14 protein-coding genes are annotated in these 15,757 nt (G+C 65.9%); 6 read left to right on the top strand and 8 right to left on the bottom strand.

Annotated elements, in window-relative coordinates; all coding sequences use genetic code 11:
- Nucleotides 1-6 precede the first annotated feature (6 nt).
- Complete coding sequence (locus A8G00_RS15690; RefSeq protein WP_099186670.1) at nucleotides 7-789, bottom strand: enoyl-CoA hydratase; 783 nt, start codon at nucleotides 787-789, stop codon at nucleotides 7-9.
- The gene (locus A8G00_RS15685; RefSeq protein WP_025548695.1) at nucleotides 786-1,973 is read right to left on the bottom strand and encodes a CaiB/BaiF CoA-transferase family protein; all 1,188 of its coding nucleotides are present in this window, start codon (nucleotides 1,971-1,973) and stop codon (nucleotides 786-788) included. The genes A8G00_RS15690 and A8G00_RS15685 overlap by 4 nt, the downstream gene beginning before the upstream one ends.
- Nucleotides 1,974-2,120: 147 nt before the next feature.
- Here A8G00_RS15685 and A8G00_RS15680 point away from each other — a divergent pair, with 147 nt between their 5' ends.
- Together A8G00_RS15680 and A8G00_RS15675 are read left to right on the top strand one after the other, a co-directional pair.
- The gene (locus A8G00_RS15680; protein ID WP_099186671.1) at nucleotides 2,121-4,046 is read left to right on the top strand and encodes a pyrroloquinoline quinone-dependent dehydrogenase; all 1,926 of its coding nucleotides are present in this window, start codon (nucleotides 2,121-2,123) and stop codon (nucleotides 4,044-4,046) included.
- 9 nt (nucleotides 4,047-4,055) lie between these two features.
- Nucleotides 4,056-4,385 (top strand): cytochrome c, encoded by a 330-nt coding sequence (locus A8G00_RS15675; RefSeq protein ID WP_025548694.1) that lies wholly within the window; start codon nucleotides 4,056-4,058, stop codon nucleotides 4,383-4,385.
- A gap of 45 nt (nucleotides 4,386-4,430) precedes the next feature.
- Here A8G00_RS15675 and A8G00_RS15670 read toward each other — a convergent pair whose 3' ends face one another.
- Together A8G00_RS15670 and A8G00_RS15665 are read right to left on the bottom strand one after the other, a co-directional pair.
- Nucleotides 4,431-5,447: an SMP-30/gluconolactonase/LRE family protein gene (locus A8G00_RS15670; RefSeq protein WP_099186672.1), complete on the bottom strand. Its 1,017-nt coding sequence runs from the start codon at nucleotides 5,445-5,447 to the stop codon at nucleotides 4,431-4,433.
- Between the two features lie 57 nt (nucleotides 5,448-5,504).
- On the bottom strand, nucleotides 5,505-6,425 hold the full coding sequence (locus tag A8G00_RS15665) for a cupin domain-containing protein (protein WP_048576753.1): 921 nt from the start codon (nucleotides 6,423-6,425) through the stop codon (nucleotides 5,505-5,507).
- Nucleotides 6,426-6,533: 108 nt separating this feature from the next.
- Here A8G00_RS15665 and A8G00_RS15660 point away from each other — a divergent pair, with 108 nt between their 5' ends.
- Nucleotides 6,534-7,853, top strand: a complete 1,320-nt coding sequence (locus tag A8G00_RS15660; protein ID WP_025548689.1) for an MFS transporter — start codon at nucleotides 6,534-6,536, stop codon at nucleotides 7,851-7,853.
- Here the strand turns inward: A8G00_RS15660 and A8G00_RS15655 are convergent.
- On the bottom strand, nucleotides 7,831-8,292 hold the full coding sequence (locus A8G00_RS15655) for a hypothetical protein (protein ID WP_044660922.1): 462 nt from the start codon (nucleotides 8,290-8,292) through the stop codon (nucleotides 7,831-7,833). The genes A8G00_RS15660 and A8G00_RS15655 overlap by 23 nt on opposite strands.
- Nucleotides 8,293-8,396: 104 nt before the next feature.
- Between A8G00_RS15655 and A8G00_RS15650 the strand changes: the two genes are divergently transcribed.
- Both A8G00_RS15650 and A8G00_RS15645 read left to right on the top strand, forming a co-directional pair.
- Entirely contained in the window at nucleotides 8,397-9,353 is a 957-nt protein-coding gene (locus A8G00_RS15650) for a cupin domain-containing protein (RefSeq protein ID WP_099186673.1), read from the top strand.
- 113 nt (nucleotides 9,354-9,466) lie between these two features.
- The gene (locus A8G00_RS15645; RefSeq protein ID WP_061937418.1) at nucleotides 9,467-12,433 is read left to right on the top strand and encodes a TonB-dependent receptor; all 2,967 of its coding nucleotides are present in this window, start codon (nucleotides 9,467-9,469) and stop codon (nucleotides 12,431-12,433) included.
- 77 nt (nucleotides 12,434-12,510) lie between these two features.
- Here the strand turns inward: A8G00_RS15645 and A8G00_RS15640 are convergent, their stop codons facing one another.
- Together A8G00_RS15640 and A8G00_RS15635 are read right to left on the bottom strand one after the other, a co-directional pair.
- A complete protein-coding gene (locus A8G00_RS15640) occupies nucleotides 12,511-12,921 on the bottom strand; it encodes a VOC family protein (protein WP_025550669.1) in 411 nt (136 codons plus the stop codon).
- Between the two features lie 5 nt (nucleotides 12,922-12,926).
- Nucleotides 12,927-13,526: a pyridoxamine 5'-phosphate oxidase family protein gene (locus tag A8G00_RS15635; RefSeq protein WP_103001101.1), complete on the bottom strand. Its 600-nt coding sequence runs from the start codon at nucleotides 13,524-13,526 to the stop codon at nucleotides 12,927-12,929.
- Between the two features lie 76 nt (nucleotides 13,527-13,602).
- Between A8G00_RS15635 and A8G00_RS15630 the strand changes: the two genes are divergently transcribed.
- The gene (locus A8G00_RS15630; RefSeq protein ID WP_099186675.1) at nucleotides 13,603-14,496 is read left to right on the top strand and encodes a LysR family transcriptional regulator; all 894 of its coding nucleotides are present in this window, start codon (nucleotides 13,603-13,605) and stop codon (nucleotides 14,494-14,496) included.
- Between the two features lie 122 nt (nucleotides 14,497-14,618).
- Here the strand turns inward: A8G00_RS15630 and A8G00_RS15625 are convergent, their stop codons facing one another.
- Entirely contained in the window at nucleotides 14,619-15,668 is a 1,050-nt protein-coding gene (locus A8G00_RS15625; protein ID WP_025550663.1) for an NADP(H)-dependent aldo-keto reductase, read from the bottom strand.
- Nucleotides 15,669-15,757: the final 89 nt, after the last annotated feature.

Genomic DNA, 15,757 nt, shown 5'->3' with positions numbered 1-15,757 from the left:
TCCCCATCAGGCGCCGGTCCAGTCCGGCACTTTCTTCGTGCGCGCCAGGAAATCGGACACGCCCTGCCGGAAATCGGCGCTGCCATAGACTTCCGCAATCAGATCCTCGACATCGGGCAAAGCTCCGAAGGCCATGCGCCGGATCGTCTCCTTCGTCGCGCGGGTGGTGAGCGGCGCATTTTCGGCGGCCCGCCGCGCCAGCGCGTCGGCCTCCGCATCCAGCGTCTCCCGCTCCACGATCCGCAGCAGGAAACCGCTGGCGAGCAGCTCCTCCGCCGTCAGCATCTCGCCCAGCAGCACCATGCGCTTCGCCCGTTGCACGCCGACCGCCGCGCCGATCCGAGCGACGCTGGCGGCGGAGAGGCAGTTGCCTATGGTGCGGCCAATGGGAGAGCCGAAGCGCGCATCGCGGGTCGCGATCCGGAAATCGCAGGCGGAGGAGATGTTGATGCCGCCGCCCACGGCCCAACCCTCCACGACCGCGATGGTGGTGCAGGGGATGGCGTCGACCGCGCCCATGCATTCGTCGATGTCGCGCTCATAATCGACGCCCTGCCGGCCGGTCGTATAATCCGCGAATTTGGAAATGTCGGTGCCGGATATGAACGCCTTCCCCCCGACGCCGCGGAACACCGCGACGCGGATGGAGGGGTCGGCCGCTATGTCCCGCGCCGCATCGCGCAGGTCGTGCCACATCGCGCCGGTCAGCGCATTATGGGCGGCGGGATTGTCGAAGCGGATATGGGCCTGATTGCCCCGCTTCTCGTAAATGAGGCGCGCCTCGCTCATTTCGCGGCTTCCCGCTGCGGGGCGAGCAGGCCCTTTTCCACCAGTTCCTGCCGGATCAGGTCGCTATGTTCGTTGAGCAGCGGCGGGGGCAGGCGGACCTCCTGCGGCGTGCCCCGCATCTTCACCGGGAAGCCCAGCGCCTTGAACTCGCCCTCCACCGGATGGGGCACCTGCATCACCATCTCCCGCGCGACGGCCTGTTCGCTGGTCACCGCCTCGCCATAGTCGAGGATCGGCGCGGCGGGAACGCCCGCCGCCAGCAGGGCGTCGATCCATTCCTGCCGCGTGCGGGTGAGGAAGGTGGGCGCAAGATCATCGATCAGCGCGAGCCGGTTGACGACGCGGGCGGCATTGCTGGAATAGCGCGGATCGTCCTGAAGCTCCGGACGCCCGAGGACGTCGAGGAAGGTCAGCCACAGTCCCTGATTGGCCGCCCCGATGACGAACCAGCCGTCCGACGCCTGCATCGCCTGATAGGGGGCGGACATGCGGTTTGCCGAACCGATGGGCGTGGGCGACTTGCCCGTGCCCCAAAGCTCCGTCGTCTCCCAGATCGAAAGGCCCAGCGCCGCTTCCAGCAGGGAGGCGTCGATATATTGGCCCTGCCCGCTCTTTTCCCGGCCGATAATGGCGGAGAGGATGGCATAGGCCGAGAAAAGACCGGCCCCCAGATCGGCCACGGCGATGCTGTTCTTCGCCGGTTCCATGCCGGGAAAGCCGTTGGAGCTCAAAATCCCCGACATGGCCTGCGCGATCAGGTCGAAGCCGGGACGCTGCGCCCATGGGCCGGTCTGGCCGAAGCCGGAAATGCTGGCGTAGACGAGGCGCGGATTGATCTTCGCCAGCGTGTCATAGTCGATGCCCAGCCGCGCCGCGACGCCGGGGCGGGCATTTTCCACCAGCACGTCGGCGCTCTTCACCAGCGCATAGAGCACCTCGCGATCGGCATCGTCCTTCAGGTTGAGGGCGATGCTGCGCTTGTTGCGGTTGAGCGCGAGGAAACCGGGGCTGTCCTCCCCCTTCAGGCGGAAGCCCATCGAATGCCGGGTCGAATCGCCCGTGACCGGCGGTTCGATCTTGATGACGTCGGCGCCCATGTCGCCCAGCAGCATGCAGCAGAACGGGCCTGCCATGACCTGCGAAATGTCGAGTACCCTGATGCCCGCCAATGGCAGCGTCGCCATATTCCTTCTCCCTTATACGCCATATGGGGGCGCCGATTTTGAGTCATAGATCATATTGTATATGATTTGACCCTCTGCTAGCATTCCCCTGACAAAAGAACAACCGGGCTTGTCGACCAAAGGTCAAACCCCGCCTTCAGGAGAGGCATGTCGTTGAAAATCACATCTTCGTTTCGCCGGTCCATCGCACTGGCTTCCCTGATTTCCGTTGCCGCCGGCGCCTTGCACGGCGCAGCCACGGCGGCGCCGTCCGCCGATGCCGACTGGGCCGCCTATGGCCGCGATCCCGGCGGTGCGCGCCATTCGCCCCTCAGGCAGATCACGACCGCCAATGTGGGCACGCTGCGGCAGGCCTGGGTATATCATATGCGCCCGCCCGGCGTGACCGCCGATGTGGGACCGATGCCGGACGGCATGCGCGCCAAGTTCGCCACTGGATTCTCAGCGTCGGAGGCGACGCCGCTGGTGGTCGACGGCGTCATGTATCTCGCCACGCCCTATAATCGCGTTGTCGCGCTGGACGCCGCCACGGGGAAGGAACGCTGGGCCTATACGCTGGCGAACAAGGACCAGCCCTCGACTCGCGGCGTCGCCTATTGGCCCGGAGCCAGGGGGAAGGGCGCGCGCATCTTCTTCGGCACCCGGTCCGGCAAGCTGATCGCGCTCGATGCCGCGACCGGCCAGCCTGCCGCCGCTTTCGGGGAGGCGGGAATCGTCAACATGAAGACGCCCGAGGTGATGAACGGCCTGCGCGCCGCGCCGCTGGGCATGAGCAGCCCGCCCGCCATCTACAAGGACCTGGTCATCACCGGATCGCGGGTGCAGGAGATGCCGGTCAAGGGCGCGGCGGGCGATGTGCGCGCCTGGGACGCGCGCACGGGCAAGCTGGTCTGGACCTTCCACACCATCCCGCAGGCGGGGGAGAAGGGCGCGGACAGTTGGGAGGGCGACAGCGCGAAGGCGCGATCGGGCACCAATGTCTGGACCTTCGTGCAGGTCGATGAAAAGCGCGGCATCGCCTATCTGCCGGTCGGCGCGCCGACCTTCGACCGCTGGGGCGCTGACCGGAAGGGCGCCAATCTCTATTCCAACTCGGTGGTCGCGGTGGACGCGGCGACCGGCAAATATCTCTGGCATTTCCAGACCGTGCATCACGACATCTGGGACCTCGACCTGCCCACGCTGACGCTGGTCGACATCAGGCGCGGCGGGCGGGTCACGCCCGCGCTGGTGGCGATGAACAAGACGGCGATCATGTTCATCCTCGACCGCGTGACCGGCAAGCCGCTGTTCGACGTGCGCGAAGTGCCGGTGCCGACCGAGACCGACGTGCCGGGCGAGCAGCCCTGGCCGACCCAGCCCATGCCGGTCGCGCCGCCGCCGCTCACCCGCCTGTCCTATAATGCCGAGGACATATTGGATGTCACGCCGGAGCTGAAGGCCCGGTGCGAGGCGCTGGTCAAGAAGCTGAACATCACCCCCAGCAAGCCGTTCCAGCCGCTGCGCGCCGACAGCGCGATCAATTTCTTTCCCGGCAGCCTGGGAGGCGTGGACTGGGGCGGGGGCGCGTTCGACCCCGATCTGGGCCTCTACGTCATCAACCTCAACGAACTCGCCAGCCCCCAGCAGTTGGAGCAGCAGCCCGACGGAAGCTGGGGCATGAAGGGCGGCTACGCCTATTTCGCGGACATGGAAACCGGCTTCCCCTGTCACAAGCCGCCATGGGGCGAGCTGGTGGCCGTAGATGTCGCCAAGGGCACGGTGGCGTGGCGCCGGCCCTTGGGCGACACCGGCCATCCCGCGCTCAAGGATGCGGGGATCACCAGCGCGGGCGGGCCGTTCACGACATCGGGCGGGCTGACCTTCATCGGCGCGACCAAGGACCAGCGCTTCCGCGCGTTCGAAACGAAGACGGGCAAGCTGCTCTGGACGGCGGAACTGCCCGGTTCCAGCTACGGAACGCCGATGACCTATGCCGTGGGGAAACGGCAGATGGTCGCCGTCGTGGCGACAGGGGGCTTCGCCTTTTCACCGGCCACCAGCGACGAGGTGGTGGCCTATGCGCTTCCTTGAGGACATGACATGCGTAAAGTCGGACTGATGATCATGGCCCTGACCCTGCCCCTGATCGGGGCGGGGGCATTGGCCCAGCAGGCGCCTGCGACCGTAGCCGTGGCGACGCCGCCGCCCGGCCCTGGCCTGGACCTGATCAACGAACGCTGCGGTTTCTGCCACACGACCGGGCAGGTTTTCCAGAAGCGGCGGAGCGAGGCGGAATGGGCGGCGACCGTGCAGGGCATGGCCGATCGCGGGGCCGAGGTCTCGCCGGAGGAGGTCAAGACGATCACGGCCTATCTGGCGAAAAATTATGCCCCCGCGCCCGGTGCCGGGCCGGGCGCGGGCGGCCGTTAAACGCGGTTCGGCCCAAGCGGGCGGCGCGTCGCCGCCCGCTGCCCTTCATTGGCCCCCGGCGTAGAGCGGCAGCATCCCCTTCACCTTGCTGCGCAGGCGATAGATGCTGGTGCTGCCGGTGATATAGACCGTGTGCCCATCCTCCGCGAAGGCCAGATTGGCCGCGGTTTCCGGCAGCCTGATCTGCCCCAGCACCTTGCCCTGCGGCGTGACGATGCGGATGCCGCCCGGGCCCGTCATCCAGATATTGCCGGCCGTGTCGACCTTCAGCCCGTCCGGACCGCCGCGACCGCCGGGGAAGCGGATCAGCTCGCGCGGCGCGGACAGGCTGCCGTCCGGGCGCACATCATAGGCGCGAATATACATTTCGGGGCCGTAATTGCCGACATAGAGGGTCTTGAAATCGGGGGAGAAACCGATGCCGTTGGGCAGCGTCATGTCGGTGATGACCGGCGTCAGCCTGCCGTCGGCATAGCGGAACACGGCGTTGAAGGGCAGTTCCTTGGCCGGGTCCTTGTCCATGCCGTTGAACAGGCCGAAGGGCGGATCGGTGAACCAGAGCGCGCCGCTCTTGTCGTAGACGAGATCGTTGGGGCTGTTCAGCCGCTTGCCCTGATATTCCGACAGGAAGGGTTGCAGGCTGCCGTCCTTGCCGACCCTGACGATGCGGCGAGCGCCCATCTGCGTCATCAGCACCGTGCCGTCGGGGGCGGGGGCCATGCCGTTGGAGCCGATGCTGGCGCCCGCCGGGGGATGGGGCAGGCCGCCTGAATTGGCCACCAGTTCCTCCACCTTTCCATCCGGGCTGACGGCCCGCATCCTGTCCCCGGTGACGTCGGAGAACCAGAGCCGGCCCTCATGCCATAGCGGCCCCTCCGTAAAGCCGAAGCCGGTCGCCACCCGCTCGATCGGCGTGCCCGGCGCTATGATCGCGTCGAGCGCCGGGTCCAGCCGCTCGAAGGATGGCGCGGCGGCCGGTGCGGCGGGTTCCTGCGCCAGCAATGGCGCGGTCAGGGGGCAGAGCGCAGCGGCAAGCAGGGCGGCGCGAAGGCGGGATGACATGGCTTTGGTTCCTTCTTGGATGATCGAAAGGAGGGACGCGAGAGGATCGGCGCGATGTTACCGCCGCGGTTGCATGCGCGCTTCGGCTTCGGCGCGGTAGCGGGCCTTCGCCGCCAGATCGCGCGCCACGCCGATCACCATCAGTTCGAGCGGCTGCGCGCCCGTCTGGCGGATCGCCCGCGCCTCGCCAAGGTCGACGGGCACGGCGTCGCCCGCGCTGATCGGCGCGGTTTCCCCGTCCAGCGTCACTTCGCCCGTGCCGGAGATCACATAATAGACCTCGCTCATATCCGCCTGCATCCGGCGGCCGAGCGCCGCATTTGCGGGCAGAAGGACATGATCGACATAGGACCAGGGCGTCGAAAAGACCGCCGGTCCCAGCGCGCGGCGGAAGAGGACGCCGCCGGTCGCATCGGGCAGGGCGGCCGCCGCCGGCTTCAGGAGGGCGCGGTCCAGCCGCATACTGATGAACTGCGGCACGGGATCGAGCGTCGCGTCGGTGCGCGGGTCGCCCAGATCGAAATTGTCATAGCTCTTGGTCATGCCGACATTGATGTTCAGCCATTGCAGCGGCCTGTCGGTCGGATTGTAGATGCCATGGGCGTGCCCCTTGCGGTCGGGCACGCCGGCAGGCCCGGCCAGGCGCGAGGTGCGGCCGTCGATGGTGAACTCCGCCTCGCCGTCGAGGATGATGAACATCTCCTCGCAATCATTGTGAAAATGCTGGCCGATGCCGCTTTTCGGCGCGATCGTCCCGCGATGGACGAAGATGAGGTTGGTGCTGAGCGCATTGGCGCCGAGCAGCGGCCCGAATTTCATCGATCCCGCACCGCCATGGACGCCGTTCGCAACCCGCATTTTGTCCGGATCGCTGTGGCCGATGCGTTGCGCCAGCGGCGGCGCGGCCTGCGCCATGGCCGTTCCGCCAAAGGCCATCAGCGCTGCGACCAGCGCCATGCGCGGCGTGCCCATGCCCATCTTCCCCTCTCCAATGCTTGCTCTTGCCTGCTTATGCCGACATACATCATCTTATCACGAATCATATAGTATATTGTTTGGCGCAGAAGCCAAGCGGGAGGGATGGTTATGAATGGAGCCGCGCGGTCCAGGGTCAGGCTGGGCCTGATCTTCCTGTTGTTCATCATCAGCGCGATCGCTTTTCTCGACCGCACCAACATCTCCGTCGCGGGGGTGGAGATGCGGAAGGAATATGCCATCGACCAGGTGCAGCTGGGCTGGGTCTTCAGCGCCTTCCTGATCGGCTATGCGCTGTTCCAGGTGCCAGCGGGCTGGCTCGCCGCGCGCTACGGTCCCCGCATCGTGCTGACCGGCGCGCTGCTCTGGTGGGGCGTGTTCACCGCGGCGACGGCGCTCATCCATCCGGAGGGCAGCGCCGCGCTGCTGCTGCTGGCGCTGACCCGCTTCGCGCTCGGCATCGGCGAGTCGGTCGTCTATCCGTGCGGCAACCAGTTCCTGTCGCGCTGGATACCGGCGCAGGAGCGCGGCAAGGCGAACGGGTGGATCTTCGCCGGGGTGGGCGCCGGCTCCGGCATCACGCCGCCGCTGATCACCGCGATCATCCTGTGGGGCGGCTGGCGCGCATCCTTCTATGCCTGCGCGGCAATGGGCCTTGCCGCCGCCGCGGTCTGGTTCTGGCTCGCGCGGGACCGGCCACAGGAGCATCCGTCGGTGAACGCAGCCGAACTCGCGCATATCGAGGCGGGCCTGCCCCCTGCCAAAACGGCGTCGGCCGGACCCATTCCCTGGGGCGCCATATTTTCCAGCCGCAATGTCTGGGGCCTGTTCGTCAGCTATTTCGCCTTCGGCTATGTGATCTGGATCTTCTTCAGCTGGTTCTTCATCTATCTTGCCGAAGCGCGGCATCTGGATGTCAAATCCAGCGCTGTCTTCTCCATGCTGCCCTTCCTGTGCATGACCTTCGGCTGCCTGCTGGGCGGGGTCATCAACGACCGGGTGTCGGCGCGCTACGGCCTTTATTGGGGACGCTCCGGGCTGGGCGTGCTCTCCTTCGTGCTGACCGGCCTGTTCCTGGCCAGCGGATCGATGGTGGACAATGCGCCGCTCGCGGTGCTGATCCTGGCCGGGGGGGCAGGGGCGATCTACCTCTCGCAAAGCTCCTTCTGGTCGGTGACGGCGGACATAGCGGGCCCGCATAGCGGCGTCGTGTCCGGCTTCATGAACATGGGGTGCCAGATCGGCGGGGCGCTGACCTCCACCCTGACGCCGATGATCGCCGCGCAATTCGGCTGGACCGCCGCCTTCATCGCGGGGGCCGGCGTGGTGCTGGCGGGCGTGCTCGCCTGGGTGATCGTGGACCCGAACCGGCTGCTGGAGCAGCCGGCCGGGGAAGGCGCCCGGACGCCTATTGGCGGCGCGACAGCCTGACGGTGAAGGGCTTGCGCCCTTCCATGTCGAAGAAGGTGGTGCCGAACGGCGTGCGGCGGACATGGATCGCCGCCCCGACGGGCGGCGGCGGCGCGACGGTCGTCGTGTCGTAGGCGGTGCCGTCCTCCAGCTCCAGCCGGTGATAGCCGTGCCGCAGCGGGATCGCCGCCTTCAAGCGGCTGTCGAAATCCGTGCGGCTCTTGAGGGCGTCGCGACGGTCCTGATAGCTGTTGATCGCAGCCGCCGATGCCGCGGCGGGGGGCGCGGGGACGGGAATCGGGCGGCTGTCCTGCGCGGCCCGGCCAGACCGGCGATCGTAGCAGGCCAGGCGTTCCGACGGGTCGTCCAGACGCGCGCAGCCATCTTCCTGCGCCAGCGCGACACATTGCGGAAACAACGCAATCCCGCCGATCACGGCCAGTTTCCAGATGTGTTTCACGCCCTTCTCCTCTTTTCATGTGATAATTTGTTTGACTAATGCTCTAACATCATATCCTATATGATCAAATGCAAGACGCAAAAGTCTGCTCAAGGGGAGGATTGATGGCAATCATAAAGGCCGCATTCTATCTGTGTTCGCCCGCCCTGCTCATCCTGGGTGCGTCGGCCCAGACATCTGCGCCGGCACCGTCTGCGCCGCCCGCCCGCCCGCCCATGGAAAATGCCTGGTCGCCCAAGCGGACGCCGCCGCGCGCCTATGACGCGCCCAATCGTCCCTGGTGGAAGCTCGCCGACATCCTTGCCGCGCACAAGGGCCAGAAAAGCTGGACGCACGCCATCGTCCGCAACCGCGATCTGGAGGCGGACTGGCACCAGATGGCGGCCGGGCAGCGCACCGAACCGCTGATGTATGCCGACAATGCGACCGCCCTCATCGTCTGGGGCGGGCAGCTCCGGGTGAGCATCAAGGGGCAGGAACCCTTCGTCGCGGTCAAGGGCGGAGAGGTCAATATTCCCTTCCGCCTGCCTTTCACCCTGGAAAGCGTGGGCGACGAGCCGGCGCTGTGGCTGGAGGTGCACGGCGCGGGCGACGTGCCGCTCTATCCCGCCGCGACCAGGCCGGACAAGCCCAGGGACGTGCCGGGCTTCACCTATGTGAAGGCCGCGTTGATGGGCGGCGACGGGCATTATGGCGCCGCCGACCGGCCTTATCTCGATTATTACAAGGATGTGGTGACCGGCGGGCAAAGAGCCGGCGCATTCATCGCCGGCGATCATCTGTTCGTGAACAATATTCGCGGAAAGGGCATCAAGACTCCGCCGGCCAGCGATCTTGGCCATTTCCACTTCGGCTATGATGAATTCTGGTTCATCATGGAAGGCAATGTCGATTACCAGATCGAAGGCGTGCCGTTCTTCACCGCGTCGCCCGGCGACGTCGTGACCGCCGCCCAGGGCCGGTGGCATCGCGCCAGCTTCGGCGGGCAGCCGGGGCAGATGGCCACGCGCGTCGCGATCAACCCTTATCCCCGCGGCTTGCACAGCTTCCAGCCGCACTGAACCGCGCCCCTCGGGGCCATCGTCAATACCCCGGAATCCGGAGACTTTCAGCCTCCGGACAGCCATAAACTCACATAAAAATCCTATAGTATATGATAATGAGGGAGAGAGCCATGTTGGGAGAATATCTGCCTGCACGATTGAACAGTTCGCTGATCGCGATCGCGGCGGCGATGGTGGCCGGCCAGCCCGTGCTGGCCCAAGACAATGCGACGATCGCGCCGCCGCCCCAGAACAGCCAGTCGGTAACGGACAGCGACATCGTCGTCACCGGTTCCGCCATTCGGGGCGTGGCGCCCGTCGGGTCCAACCTGATTTCGGTGGGCCAGGATACGATCGAGAAGACCGCGCCCGTCAACGTGTCGCAACTCGTCAACACCGTGCCGTCCATTTCCACGGCCGGTTCGGTCGCGCAGGGCGAGAATGCCTATTCCTATTATTCGCCGCAGATCCACAGCCTTGCGGGATCGTCGTCCAACACCACTCTGGTGATCCTGGACGGCCTGCGCCTGCCCGGCGGCGGCACGCAGTTCGCCCAGACCGACCCCAACATCATCCCGGTCAGCGCGATCCAGCGGGTCGAGGTGCTGGCCGACGGCGCATCGTCCGTTTACGGGTCGGACGCGGTCGCGGGCGTGGTCAACTTCATCACCCGGCGGACCTTCGACGGGTTCGAGGCGAATGCGCAGGCGGGCTTTGCCGACAGCTATCACAATACCAACTTCAACTTCATCTGGGGCAAGAAGTGGGACACGGGCGGCGTCTATGTCGCGGGCTCCTATTCCGACCAGTCGGAACTGAAGAACAGGGACCGCCGCTTTTCCAGCCTGGGCGATTATCGTCCGGTCGGCGGCACCAACACCAACAGCTATCAGTGCAGCCCCGCGACGATCATCGCGCCGGGGGTCAGCGGCGTCTTCCTTTCGCCTGGCGCGACGACGACAGTTCCCAATATTCAGGCGAACGCGCCCTGCAACAATTCGGTCTACGCCAATCTTCTGCCTTCGCAGTTCCGCGCGAATGCGATGATCAAGGTCACGAACGATTTTTCGGACAAGTTCACCGTCACCGCGATGATGAACTATAACCGCCAGGAAACGCATAATGCGTCCGGACCCGGCGGCCTGACCAACGCCACCGTATTCGGTCCCGGATCGGGCCGGGGCGGCCAGATCAACCCCTTCTACCAGGCGCCCGCGGGCGCGCCCGGCGCCACGCAGCAGACGGTCACATGGCTCGCCCTGCTGCCCGACGCGGATTATGGCGAACAGGAATCGCAGTCGGATTCGATCTATTCGACCGCCGTCGCGGAATATCATGTCAATGACGACTGGACGCTGACCTTCAGCGACGCCTTCGGCTGGAACCGCTCGGCGCTCAACACCGTCAACGGCTTCTGTTCCGCCTGCGCCCTGCTGGCGCTGAACGGCACGGCGCAGTTGAGCGGCAGCACCACGGCGACCGACATTCCGGGCCAGAACGTCATCGCGCTCAACCTGCCGCTGACGGCGGCGAACGCGCTGGACGTCTGGCGGCCCTTCGACGGCACCAACCGGACTTCCGAAGCGGTCATCCGCTCGCTCTATCGCAACAATAGCGAAAATACGAACTACAACACCTTCAACCAGATGAAGCTCGACCTCAACGGGTCGCTGTTCAATCTTCCCGCGGGCAAGCTCAAGATCGCGGTCGGCGGCGAATATCTCTGGTATGAACAGACCCAGAAGATCACGGGCTCCAACAATACCGGCCCGACCACGACCGGTTCGAACTTCCGCGTCTATAACTACAAGCGCGACGTGAAGTCGCTTTACGCCGAACTCTATATTCCGGTCGTTTCACCGGATATGGGCATTCCGCTGGTGCACAGTTTCGACCTCAGCATCTCCGGCCGCTACGACAGCTATAGCGACGTGGGATCGACCACCAATCCGAAGTTCGCCGCGAACTGGGAGCCGGTGGAGGGCGTCAAGCTGCGCGGCAACTATTCCCGCGCCTTCGTGGCGCCGCCGACAGCAGTGATCGGCGATCCGACGCAGGGCTATCTCTACGCATCCGGCAGCGTCGGCGTGAACGGCACGCAGATCGCCGTGCCCATCGCCAACTATCCCGATGTGGCGAACATCCCCGGCGTGCAGTGCAATGCGACCACCTGCACCATCGGCACGCCGGCGATCCAGGGCATGCGGCGCCAGCTGGGCGGCGGCTTTTCCAACATGACCCCGCAAAAGGGCCGCAGCTGGTCGGCGGGCATCGACCTGGCGCCGCGCTTCCTGCCCGGCTTCACCGCCGCCTTCACCTATTTCCACAACAAGTTCATCGGCGGCGTCTCCTCCCCCAGCCCCAGCGCCATCGTGAACTCGGCGGGGCTGCGCAACCTGCTGACCATCTGTCCGCAGACCTGTTCGCAGGCGCAGATCGACGAGTTCGCCAATATCGCCAATGGCGCGACGGTGTCGGGCGCGATCCCGCCGCAGGTCTATTTCCTGATCGACCAGAGCAGCCGCAATGCGCTCAACCTGACGGTGGAGGGGATCGACGGGCAGTTCAACTATCGCACGGAGATCGGTGAACTGGGCAGCTTCGTGATCGGCACGGGCTTCACCTACTTCACGAAGTTCCGGCAGAATTTCGGCGGCGGTACGGACTTCAGCATCCTCAACACTTCCGGTTACAACACCACCTTCCCGTCGGTGCGGTTCAAGAACCGCGCACAACTGGGCTGGGCCAAGGATGGATTGTCCGCCGATCTGTTCTGGAACCATACGGGTTCCTACCGCAACTGGATCAGCACGACGGTGGAACCGATCATCGTCAATTCGATCGGCAACCCGATCGGCGGCGGCGACAAGGTCAAGGCCAACGACACGTTCGACCTGCACCTGCAATATGAATTCCAGGGTGAAAGCTTCGCCCGGGGATGGCAGATCTATGTCGACGCCCAGAACATCTTCGACAAGAACCCGCCCTTCTACAACGGCAACACCAACGGCATATTGGGCGGCGCATGGGGCTATAACGGCTTCGTGTCAAACCCGATCGGGCGCATGGTTTCGGTGGGCCTGCGCATCCGCATGTAATCCCTTCGCCGGGTCGCATGGAGAGGGCTCCGGAGCATGCATGCTCCGGAGCCCTTTTCACATCGGAGGATGGCGGTTCAGGAAAAGGGCGTGGCGAATTCCAGGCGGATGCCCCCCGGAATGAAGACCAGGAAGTGCCGGGTGGCCGATCCGGCGCGGATCGGGCCGGGCGGGGCGTCGACCACCACCTCCGGATGGGCGCGCACCTTCTCCCACGCGGTGTCCAGCGCTGCATCGTCAGCCACCGCGAGCGAGAGATGGTGCAGCCCGATATTGGCCCGCCGGTCGAAGGCCCGGGCGCTCAGCGGATCGGCGGCGCGCCAGAGGGTGAGGAGGATCGCGCCGTCCGACAGGAAGATGGAGGGATAATCGGGAACGCCGCCCACCTCGTCGAAGCCGAGCACGCCGCAGAAGAAGGCCCGCGCCTGGTCGAGATCGGGCACCGTCAGCCCGACATGATGGACGCCGCGCGTGAGTTTGTCTTTCATGATTTCTATCCTTCCAGTTCGGCAATGCGTGCGCGAAGCCGGTCGATCTCGTCCACCAGGGGGGCGGTGAGGCGCTCGATCTCCTTCTGCGTGAAGCGCGGGGTGATATGTTGCGGACAGTTCCAGTCGAAGCCCACGACATCGATCAGGAAGGCGCGCTCAGGTTCGACGCCATAGCCGGGCGTCATCAGCGCCGCGATGGTCGCCGGATCGTCGCTGCCATGGGCATGGCCGATCAGCTTCAGGCGGCGGCGGTTGGGATAGTCCATCAGGAACAGGGACACCCGGTCGTCGGCGGCGAGGTTCGAGGCCGAGAGATATTGGCGGTTGCCCCGATAATCGGCAAAGCCGATCCGGTTGTCCCCGATCCGCCGCAGGAAGCCGGCCGGGCCGCCGCGATGCTGGACGTAAGGCCAGCCATCCTCGCTGACGCTGGCCATGTAGAAGCTGTCGCGGGCGGCGATGAAATCCGCCTCCCGGTCGGTGAGCATGTCGGCCGCGCCCGCATTCGCCTCCATGCGCGCATAGGAAGCGCGCGAACCGGCGGCTTCCTGCATGGCGCGTGCGCCGTTGCCGAACATGGTGTGGAGATAGACCTGTGCCATGCCGGACAAGCTAAGCCATTGCGCGCTGCATGATAATGGCCGATGATTGGCTTTCACTGTTTCAGTTTGGGGAATAATGGATCGCTTCGATGCCCTGTCCGCTTTCGTCGCGGTGGCCGACCAGCGCGGCTTCGCCGCCGCAGCGCGCAAGCTGGGCATGTCCCCGCCCGCCGTCACCCGCGCCGTCGCCGCGCTGGAGCGGCATCTGGGCGTGACGCTGTTCCACCGCTCCACCCGCGCGGTGTCGCTGACGGACGAAGGTGCGGCCTTTCTGGACCGGGCGCGGCGGATCATGTCCGAGCTGCGGGAGGCCGAGCAGATCGTCATGGGCGGCCGGTCGGCGCCGCGCGGCCAGCTTTACGTGACCGCTCCGGTGATGTTCGGGCGACTGCATGTGCTGCCTGCCATAGGCGCGCTGCTGGCGGCTCATGACGGGCTGAGCGCGCGCATGATGCTGATCGACCGCAATGTCCGCATCGTCGAGGAAGGGATCGACGTGGCCGTGCGGATCGGGCCGCTGGCCGACAGCGCGCTGCGGGTGATGAGCATCGGCTCGGTGCGGCAGACCATCGTGGCCAGCCCCGCCTATCTGGCTGCGCATGGCGTTCCGGCGACGCCGGCCGATCTGGCCGGCCATCGCTGCATCGTCGGCAGCGGCATCAGGATCGGCGCCGCCTGGCGTTTCGGCGGGAAGGCGGAAAGCACGGTCGAGGTCGCTCCCCGCCTGACCGTCAATACGATCGACGGCACGATCGCGGCGGCCGAGGCTGGGGTGGGAGTGGCCAATGTCCTGAGCTACCAGGCTGCGGAGGCGGTCGCGGCCGGGCGGCTCGTCCGGCTGCTGGAGGACCACGCGCCGCCGCCCGTGCCGGTCAGCCTGCTCTACGACGCCGGGCGCGCGGCAATGCCCGCTGTGCGGCTGTTCCTGGAGGCGATGCGCGAGCGGGCGCGGCAGGGGTCGTGGGATTGATGGCGGGAAACGCCTGGCCGGAATCGCTCCTGCCGCGCCCGGCTTGGGGTATTTTGCATCGATACGGTGATCGCGCGCGCCGCCGGCACGCATTCTAAAAGGATCGCCGCCGATCCCCGCGATCAGGGGCAGGGATCGGGCAGTTCGCGATGGATCGCTTCGATGGCGGCCAGCGCATCTGCATCCAGGCGGACGTCGACGCTGGCGAGATCCATCTTGAGCTGCTCCAGCGATGTCGCGCCGATGATCGTCGACGTGACGAAGGGCCGGCTGTTGACGAAGGCCAGCGCCAGTTGCGCCGGGGGCAGGCCATGGGCCTGCGCGACGGCGACATAGCGCGCGCTGGCGGTCGGCTGTCCGGGCAGGTCGTACCGCACGAACTGGCGGCTCACGTCCCTGCGCGAACCCGCGGGAATGCGGCCGCCCAGATATTTTCCCGTCAGATTGCCGCCGGCCAGAGGGGAATAGGCGAGCAGCGACACCTGTTCCCGCAGCGCATATTCCGACAACCCATGTTCGAAGGTGCGGTTGAGCAGATTATAGGCATTCTGGATCGAGGCGACGCGCGGCCATTCCTTCTCACGCGACAGGCGCAGATATTCGGACACGCCCCAGGGGGTTTCGTTGGAGACGCCGAAATGGCGGATCTTTCCTGCCCGCACCAGGTCGGCCAGCGCGCCCAGCGTTTCCTCTATGGGCACGGTGTCGGGCGTATCGTCCAGTCGCGTGAGGCCGCGAGCGCCGAAGGACGGCACCGGCCTGTCGGGCCAGTGCACCTGGTAAAGATCGATATAGTCGGTGCGCAGCCGGCGCAGGCTGTCCTCCACCGCCTGTTCGACATTGCGCCGGTCGAGCCGGTTGTTGCCGCCGCGAAATTCCCGCACGGCGTCGCGGGTGGGACCGGCGATCTTGGTGGCGACTATGACGTCGTCCCGCCGCTTCCGGCCCGCGATCCAGTTGCCGATATAGGTTTCGGTCAGGAACTGCGTCTCGCGGGATACGGGCGTCACCGGATAGGCCTCCGCCGTGTCGATGAAGTTGACGCCGTGGCCCACCGCGTGGTCGAGCTGCTCATGCGCCTCCGCCTCGCTGTTCTGCGAGCCCCATGTCATGGTGCCGAGGCAGATCAGGCTGACTTCGATCCCGGTGCGTCCCAATGTGCGATATTCCATTCCGTATCCCTATATGAAGCTGGCCTCCGCCCATTCTCCTTAGACGCTGGAGGCGGCAGGACACTCAAGATAATTTCATAAAGCGTTGA

This window comes from Sphingobium sp. SA916, from assembly GCF_002894065.1.
Lineage (GTDB): Bacteria > Pseudomonadota > Alphaproteobacteria > Sphingomonadales > Sphingomonadaceae > Sphingobium > Sphingobium fuliginis.
The sequence above is the reverse complement of the archived record's forward strand: the minus strand, read 5'-3'. Positions and strand labels throughout refer to the sequence as shown.

Excerpts from the sequence above, each read along its gene's own strand:
- A8G00_RS15685 (WP_025548695.1), bottom strand. The coding sequence starts at position 1,973 with ATGGCGACGCTGCCATTGGCGGGCATCAGGGTACTCGACATTTCGCAG.
- A8G00_RS15645 (WP_061937418.1), top strand. The coding sequence starts at position 9,467 with ATGTTGGGAGAATATCTGCCTGCACGATTGAACAGTTCGCTGATCGCG.
- A8G00_RS15625 (WP_025550663.1), bottom strand. The coding sequence starts at position 15,668 with ATGGAATATCGCACATTGGGACGCACCGGGATCGAAGTCAGCCTGATC.
- A8G00_RS15670 (WP_099186672.1), bottom strand. The coding sequence starts at position 5,447 with ATGTCATCCCGCCTTCGCGCCGCCCTGCTTGCCGCTGCGCTCTGCCCC.
- A8G00_RS15640 (WP_025550669.1), bottom strand. The coding sequence starts at position 12,921 with ATGAAAGACAAACTCACGCGCGGCGTCCATCATGTCGGGCTGACGGTG.
- A8G00_RS15650 (WP_099186673.1), top strand. The coding sequence starts at position 8,397 with ATGGCAATCATAAAGGCCGCATTCTATCTGTGTTCGCCCGCCCTGCTC.
- A8G00_RS15675 (WP_025548694.1), top strand. The coding sequence starts at position 4,056 with ATGCGTAAAGTCGGACTGATGATCATGGCCCTGACCCTGCCCCTGATC.
- A8G00_RS15690 (WP_099186670.1), bottom strand. The coding sequence starts at position 789 with ATGAGCGAGGCGCGCCTCATTTACGAGAAGCGGGGCAATCAGGCCCAT.
- A8G00_RS15680 (WP_099186671.1), top strand. The coding sequence starts at position 2,121 with ATGTCGTTGAAAATCACATCTTCGTTTCGCCGGTCCATCGCACTGGCT.
- A8G00_RS15660 (WP_025548689.1), top strand. The coding sequence starts at position 6,534 with ATGAATGGAGCCGCGCGGTCCAGGGTCAGGCTGGGCCTGATCTTCCTG.
- A8G00_RS15630 (WP_099186675.1), top strand. The coding sequence starts at position 13,603 with ATGGATCGCTTCGATGCCCTGTCCGCTTTCGTCGCGGTGGCCGACCAG.
- A8G00_RS15665 (WP_048576753.1), bottom strand. The coding sequence starts at position 6,425 with ATGGGCATGGGCACGCCGCGCATGGCGCTGGTCGCAGCGCTGATGGCC.
- A8G00_RS15635 (WP_103001101.1), bottom strand. The coding sequence starts at position 13,526 with ATGGCACAGGTCTATCTCCACACCATGTTCGGCAACGGCGCACGCGCC.